General features: G+C 71.2%; 8 protein-coding genes. 5 read left to right on the top strand and 3 right to left on the bottom strand.

Annotated features, from left to right (window positions below):
- The coding region (locus IJH84_RS05360) for a molybdenum cofactor biosynthesis protein MoaE (protein WP_295140993.1) at positions 1-778 on the top strand (778 nt) is incomplete at its 5' end.
- 145 nt (positions 779-923) lie between these two features.
- Here IJH84_RS05360 and IJH84_RS05355 read toward each other — a convergent pair.
- The 3 genes from IJH84_RS05355 to moaA all read right to left on the bottom strand — a co-directional run bounded on the left by IJH84_RS05355 (position 924) and on the right by moaA (position 3,723).
- Positions 924-1,565, bottom strand: coding sequence for a transglycosylase family protein (locus IJH84_RS05355; RefSeq protein WP_295140991.1), 642 nt, complete (start codon positions 1,563-1,565; stop codon positions 924-926).
- Between the two features lie 787 nt (positions 1,566-2,352).
- Positions 2,353-2,658, bottom strand: coding sequence for a MoaD/ThiS family protein (locus tag IJH84_RS05350; protein ID WP_295140989.1), 306 nt, complete (start codon positions 2,656-2,658; stop codon positions 2,353-2,355).
- 6 nt (positions 2,659-2,664) lie between these two features.
- Entirely contained in the window at positions 2,665-3,723 is a 1,059-nt protein-coding gene (gene moaA, locus IJH84_RS05345) for a GTP 3',8-cyclase MoaA (protein WP_200068383.1), read from the bottom strand.
- A gap of 161 nt (positions 3,724-3,884) precedes the next feature.
- Here moaA and IJH84_RS05340 point away from each other — a divergent pair, with 161 nt between their 5' ends.
- The 4 genes from IJH84_RS05340 to IJH84_RS05325 form a co-directional block, all read left to right on the top strand.
- Positions 3,885-4,283, top strand: coding sequence for a molybdopterin-binding protein (locus IJH84_RS05340; RefSeq protein WP_200068384.1), 399 nt, complete (start codon positions 3,885-3,887; stop codon positions 4,281-4,283).
- A 2-nt stretch (positions 4,284-4,285) separates the two neighbouring features.
- Positions 4,286-5,059 carry a molybdate ABC transporter substrate-binding protein gene (gene modA, locus IJH84_RS05335; protein WP_295140984.1) on the top strand — a complete coding sequence of 258 codons (774 nt, stop codon included), beginning with the start codon at positions 4,286-4,288 and terminating at the stop codon, positions 5,057-5,059.
- Positions 5,060-5,088: 29 nt separating this feature from the next.
- Positions 5,089-5,859 carry an ABC transporter permease gene (locus IJH84_RS05330; protein WP_200068385.1) on the top strand — a complete coding sequence of 257 codons (771 nt, stop codon included), beginning with the start codon at positions 5,089-5,091 and terminating at the stop codon, positions 5,857-5,859.
- A partial coding sequence (locus IJH84_RS05325; RefSeq protein ID WP_295140983.1) for an ATP-binding cassette domain-containing protein occupies positions 5,856-6,209 on the top strand: 354 nt, incomplete at its 3' end. The genes IJH84_RS05330 and IJH84_RS05325, both read left to right, overlap by 4 nt.

Here is a 6,209-nt window from a genome sequence, read left to right as displayed (position 1 = left end):
CGCGGTCGCCGACGAGGTCGCGGTGGTGCTCACGACCGGCGGCACCGGTATCAACCCGAACGACCGCACTCCCGAGGTCACCGCGGAGGTGCTGGACCACCCGGTCCCGGGCCTGGCGGACGCGATCCGCGCGGCGGGGCTTCCGCAGGTGCCGACCGCGGTGCTCTCCCGCGGCCTGGCCGGGGTGAGCGGACGGACCTTGATCGTGAACCTGCCGGGCTCGCGCGGCGGAGTCGCGGACGGGCTCGGCGTGCTCGACGGGGTGCTCGAGCACGCGGTGGACCAGCTGCACGGCGGCGATCACGTCCAGGCGCCAGAAGCGCACGCACATCACCACGAGCCGGAGATCGTGCCCACCGACGTGCTGCAGGCCGAGGTGACCGCGGAGCCGCTGAACGTCGAAGACCTGGCCGCGCGGGTCGAGCACCGAGCCGCAGGCGCGGTCGTGACGTTCAGCGGTGTGGTGCGCGACCACGACGGCGGCCGCGGCGTCAGCGAACTCGAATACGTCGGCCACCCCTCTGCCAACGACGTGATCCGCGAGGTCGCCGACGAACTGGCCGCGGGCCGCGCGGGCGTTCGCGCGCTGGCAGTGGCGCACCGCGTCGGCAGGCTCGGCATCGGGGACGTCGCGCTGGCCTGCGCGGTCTCCGCAGACCACCGCAAGGAGGCGTTCGAGGTGTGCGCCGAACTGGTCGACGAGGTCAAGCGCCGGCTGCCGATCTGGAAGCGCCAGGTGTTCCACGACGGCGCCGAGGAATGGGTCAACTGCCCCTGATTCTTTTCAGTTGGTGCGGGAACGAAACGGGACCCTGCCGCTGGGGGATGGCGGCAGGGTCCCGAGTGGAGGGGCCTGCCGGTCCGCACGGGGGAGCGGAGCCGGCCGACCTGCTCCGGAGCGCCGGGCCGGGCCCGGCGGGTGATCACTTGATGTCGAGCTGCTGACCCGGGAAGATCATGTTCGGGTCCTGCAGCACGTTGCCGTTGCGCTCGAAGATGTCCTGGTAGTTCACGCCGTACTGCTTGGCGATCTTGCCCAGGGTGTCCCCGGCCTGCACGGTGTAGTCCGAGCCGCCGGACTTCACCGCGGACTTCTTGCTGCTCTTCGAGGAGCTGCTCTCGGACTTCTTGCTGCTCTTCGAGGAGCTGTCGTCCGAGGAGCTGCTGGCCTTGCTGGAGCTGCCACTGGTGCTGCCGCTGGTCCAGCTGGTCTTGGAAGTGCAGCCCGGCCAGGCGCCGGGGCCCTGCGCCTGCAGGACCTTCTCGGCCACCTGGATCTGCTCTTCGCGGCTGGCGTCCTTGGCGTTCGAGGCGTACTGCGAACCGCCGTAGGCCTTCCAGGTCGACGGAGTGAACTGCAGACCACCGGAGAACCCGTTGCCGGTGTTGGCGCTCCAGTTCCCGCTGCTCTCGCACTGCGCGAGCTTGTCCCAGTCGGCCGCGTTGGCGGGCGCTGCGATCGCGATCGGGGCTGCGACCACGGCGCCTGCGACGGCGATCCGGGCGGCGTTGCGGGTGACGCTGGAGGTCGAAGGTTTCCGGTGCTTACCTGCGTTGCGAGCCATGTCCCTCTCCTGCCGCGCCTGCGAGTTGAGCCATGTCGGGTTCGGGCTGCTGGCAGCCCGTCCCGGCTCGGGGAGCATCCGCACTCGTGGGCGTTCGGGGCGCCCGTGGTGCTTTCCCGCCCCTGTCCGGTGTGTTCGGTTTCGGGGGTTGGAAGCCCGCCGGACAGGGTTCGGCGCTGCGGACTTCCGGGTCCTTGCTGATCGGTTCGGGGCCGACCGGGGAGCGACACTACGTAACTGTTGGACGAAGCGGAAATCAGAGTTCATGTGACGGTCGTCACAGTAACGAGCGTTCGGGGCCTGTCGATCCCGATCATTTTCGCTGATCAGGGGGCCGTTATCGTCCCGTTTCCGGCCCGATATCGATCACCGTCAGTGAGGCGTGGCTCACCCCTTTAGCGGGCGGGAAACCTGCCCGTCGACGACTCGCAACCTTCCCCGGGCGCCTCGATCACGGTCCTGGCGCGCGTGGATCCGGCTCGCGACGCGATCACGCAGTGATCAACCTAGATTACGCAAAGTAGCAGCGGTTGCTCGGTGGTGTGATCAAATCAGGGAAGATCGGCGAGCTCCATCAAGTCGCAGCACGGGTCGGCCGAGAGCCGTCCGGAGCCGACGCGGAGAGGCGCAGCGGGGCCGCTCGATCGCACACCGCAACATCACTCGTTAGAGCGTGTCAGACACGCGGGGCCATGTTGTATTCGCGCACACGCGCCTGCGCGGGCGGATAAATAAGGAGTAGCCGCGAACCCTGGAGTAGCCGCGAACGCCGCGGCGGGGCGGCGGTTCAGCCACCCGCGAACGGCGGCAGCACGTCCAGCTCATCGCCCTCGGCGACCTCGGCCCCGCGGTCCCGCACCGCGACGCCGTTGAGCAGGAAGCTGCACGCGGCGACCACCTGGGCCAGCCGCCTGCCGTGCGAGCTCAGCACGGCATCCACCACGTCAGAAGCCAGCACCGCGTCGTTCGGGAGAGCGGGCGCCACTTGCACCGTCTCTTCGGCCACACCGGCGGCCTCCCGCGCGCCCGCGAAGTAGCGCACGCGCACCGCCACCGCTCGGCGTTCGGGCTGCTCCGTGGATCGCGTGGTCATCAGCGCTCAACCCCCGATCGCGCTCATCGGCCGGGACGGCTGGGCGAAACCGGAGGAGTCCATCCCGTGCCCGGCCGCCTTCGCCCACATCGTGTCCCGCCACAGCCGGGCCAGTTCCGCGTCGTCCGCGCCGGACCGCAGCGGCCCGCGCAGGTCGGTTTCCGTGGTGGAGAAAAGGCAGGACCGCAATTGCCCGTCCGCGGTGAGCCGGGTGCGGTCGCAGGCCGCGCAGAACGGCCGGGTCACCGAGCCGATCACGCCGACCGTGCCGGGCCCGCCGTCGACCAGCCAGCGCTCGGCGGGTGCCGAGCCGCGCTCGGCCGCGTGCGGGGTCAGGCTGAATTCGGCGGCGAGCTGCTCCAGGATCTCGTCCGCGGTGACCATCTGCGCGCGGTCCCAGCCGTGTTGCGGGTCCAGCGGCATCTGCTCGATGAACCGCAGCTGGTAGCCCTGCTCCAGGCAGAACCGCAGCAGGTCGCCCGCTTCGTCGTCGTTCTGCCCGCGCAGCAGCACCGCGTTGACCTTGACCGGTTCCAGCCCGGTGGACTTGGCCGCGGCCAGCCCGGCCAGCACGTCGTCGAAGCGGTCCCGGCGGGTCAGCTCGCGGAAGGTGTCCGGGCGCAGCGTGTCCAGCGAGACGTTGACCCGGTCCAGGCCCGCATCGACCAGCGCGTCGGCGTAGCGGCCGAGGTTGATGCCGTTGGTGGTCAGCGAGGTCTTCGGGTTCCCGGGAAGTGCGCTGGTGGCGGCGATGACGTCGACGAGGTCCTGGCGCAGCAGCGGTTCCCCGCCGGTGAACCGCACGTTGGTGATGCCCAGTTCGCGCACCGCGAGCGAGATCACCCGGATCATCTCGTCGGTGTCGAGCATCTCCTGGCGCTTCATCCAGGGCAGGCCTTCGGCGGGCATGCAGTAGGTGCAGCGCAGGTTGCACTTGTCGATCAGCGACACCCGCAGGTCGGTGGCCACCCGCCCGAAGCGGTCGATCAGCGCCGGGGTGTCCGGGCGCGCCGAGCTGTCGGTCTCGGCGCGCACCGCCGGGATTCCCAGGTCCACTGCGTTCACAGTTCGACCCTAACCCCGCACGCAGCGGTATTTCGAGCTTCTGCCGATCATGCTTGCACCGGCGGTGAACTGCGCAGACATCCGCGGGAGCGGAGCGATTCCGCGGTTGCGTGGGAAATGGCACTGTTTCAGCCGCAACTGCGGAAGTATTCTGCCCGACTGTGCCGCACTACCGGATATCGGAGGCCGCCGGCCTGCTCGGGGTCAGCGATGACACCGTCCGCCGCTGGGTCGACGCGCGCCAGCTGGCCGCGCAGCGGGACGACGCGGGCAGGCTCGTCGTGGACGGCGCGGAACTCGCCGAGTTCGCGCGTGCGCAGGCCCGATCCGTGCCGGATCCCTCGGGTGTGGGCCGCTCGGCGCGCAACCGGCTCGTCGGGCTGGTCACCGAAATCGTCTCGGACCGGGTGATGTCCCAGGTGGAGCTGCAGTGCGGCCCGCACCGGGTGGTGTCGCTGATGAGCACCGAAGCCGTGCAGGAGCTGGGGCTGCAACCGGGAGTGCTGGCGGTGGCGGTGGTCAAGTCGACCACCGTCGTGGTGGAGACACCGGGAGGCTGATCGTGGGCAAGGGCAAGATCGTCGGCAGGGGCGTCGCCGGGCTGGCCGGATTGGCGCTGCTGGCGGGGTGTTCGGCGGCGGGGCAGGAGCAGCCGCAGGGCGAGCGGACGGTGACGGTGCTCGCGGCGGCTTCGCTGACCGAGTCGTTCGACCAGCTCGGGCAGCGGTTCAGCGCCGAGAACCCCGGGGTGCGCCTGCAGTTCGACTACGCCGGTTCGTCCACGTTGGCCGAACAGCTCAAGCAGGGGCGGCAGGCCGACCTGTTCGCCTCCGCGGACACCAAGAACATGACCAAGGCGACCAGCGCCGGAGTCGCCGCGGGCGAGCCGCAGACCTTCGCCACGAACAAGCTGACCATCGCGGTGCCGAAGGGGAACCCGGGCAACATCCGTTCGCTGGCCGACCTGAACGCGCCCGGCCGGGACGTGGTGCAGTGCGCGCCGCAGGTCCCGTGCGGGGCGGCGGCGCAGACCGCGGAGCGGGCCGCCGGCGTGCAGGTGCGCGCGGCCAGCGAGGAGAACGACGTGAAGTCGGTGCTGCGCAAGGTCACCGCGGGTGAGGCGGACGCCGGGCTGGTGTACGTCTCGGACGCGAAGGCCGCGGCCGGGCAGGTCGACTCGGTCGAGTTCCCCGCGGCCGACACGGCGATCAACGACTACCCGATCGTGCCGGTCAAGGGCGCCGCGGAACCGGAGTTGGCCGCCAGGTTCCTGGAGTTCGTGCGCGGCCCGGCCGGTGCGGAAGTGCTCGGGCAGCACGGGTTCGGGACTCCTTGAGGGCACGACGTCCGTTGCGGGCCGTGGCCGTGCCGGGAGTCCTGTGGCTGCCCGCGGTGCTCGCGCTGGCCCTGATCGTCCTGCCCGTGCTCGGGCTGCTGACCCGCGTCGACGCGGCCCGGTTGCCCGCGCTGCTGAGCAGTCCGGCCGCGCTGGACGCGTTGAACCTGTCGGTGCGCACCTCGTTCGTCGCGACCGCGTTGTCGCTGGTGCTGGGCGGGCCGCTCGCGGTCGTGCTGGCGCGCGCCCGGCTGCGCGGGCTGCGGGTGCTGCGTGCCGTGGTGCTGCTGCCGCTGGTGCTGCCGCCGGTCGTGGGCGGGCTGGCGCTGCTGTACCTGCTCGGGCGGACCGGTCCGGTCGGCGGCCTGCTCGATCTGGCGGGGCTGCGGTTGCCCTACACCACGGCCGCCGTGGTGCTGGCGCAGACGTTCGTGGCGATGCCGTTCCTGGTGGTCGGGCTGGAAGGCGCGCTGCGCTCGGCCGATGCCCGGTACGAGCAGGTCGCGGCCACGCTCGGCGCCGGACCGTGGCTGACCTTCCGGCGGGTCACGGTGCCGCTGCTGCTGCCCGCGCTGGGCTCCAGCGTGGTGCTCACGTTCGCCCGCGCGCTGGGCGAGTTCGGCGCGACGATCACGTTCGCGGGCAGCCTGCAGGGCACCACCCGAACCCTGCCGCTGGCCATCTACACCACCGCGCAGTCCGATGTGGACGCCGCGGTGGCGATGTCGCTGTTGCTGGTGGTGCTGGCGCTGCTGGTGATCGGCCTGGCGGGCACGAAAGCCGTGGAGGGACGCGGGTGAGCGGGCTGCACGCCGAGATCGAGTTCCACCGCGCCGAGTTCGCGCTGCACGCGGAACTGGACGTGCCGCCGGGCGAGGTGCTCGCGGTGCTCGGACCGAACGGGGCGGGCAAGTCGACGCTGCTGTCGGTGCTGTCCGGGCTGCTCGATCCGGACCGCGGGCGGGTGCAGCTGCAGCAGCAGGTGTGGTGCGACGCCGAGCGCCAGATCCACGTGCCCACGCACCGCCGGGGCGTCGGGCTGCTCGCGCAGAACGCGCTGCTGTTCCCGAACCTGACCGCGCTGGAGAACGTCGCGTTCGGACCGCGTGCCGCGGGCGACCGCAAGGCGGCCGCCCGGCAGACCGCGCGG

Origin of the sequence: Saccharopolyspora sp. (assembly GCF_017434145.1) — a bacterium.
Taxonomy (GTDB): Bacteria; Actinomycetota; Actinomycetes; order Mycobacteriales; family Pseudonocardiaceae; genus Saccharopolyspora_C; species Saccharopolyspora_C galaxeae.
The sequence above is the reverse complement of the archived record's forward strand: the minus strand, read 5'-3'. Positions and strand labels throughout refer to the sequence as shown.

Coding starts and splice junctions, on each gene's coding strand:
- IJH84_RS05355 (WP_295140991.1), bottom strand. CDS start 1,565: ATGGCTCGCAACGCAGGTAAGCACCGGAAACCTTCGACCTCCAGCGTC.
- IJH84_RS05350 (WP_295140989.1), bottom strand. CDS start 2,658: ATGACCACGCGATCCACGGAGCAGCCCGAACGCCGAGCGGTGGCGGTG.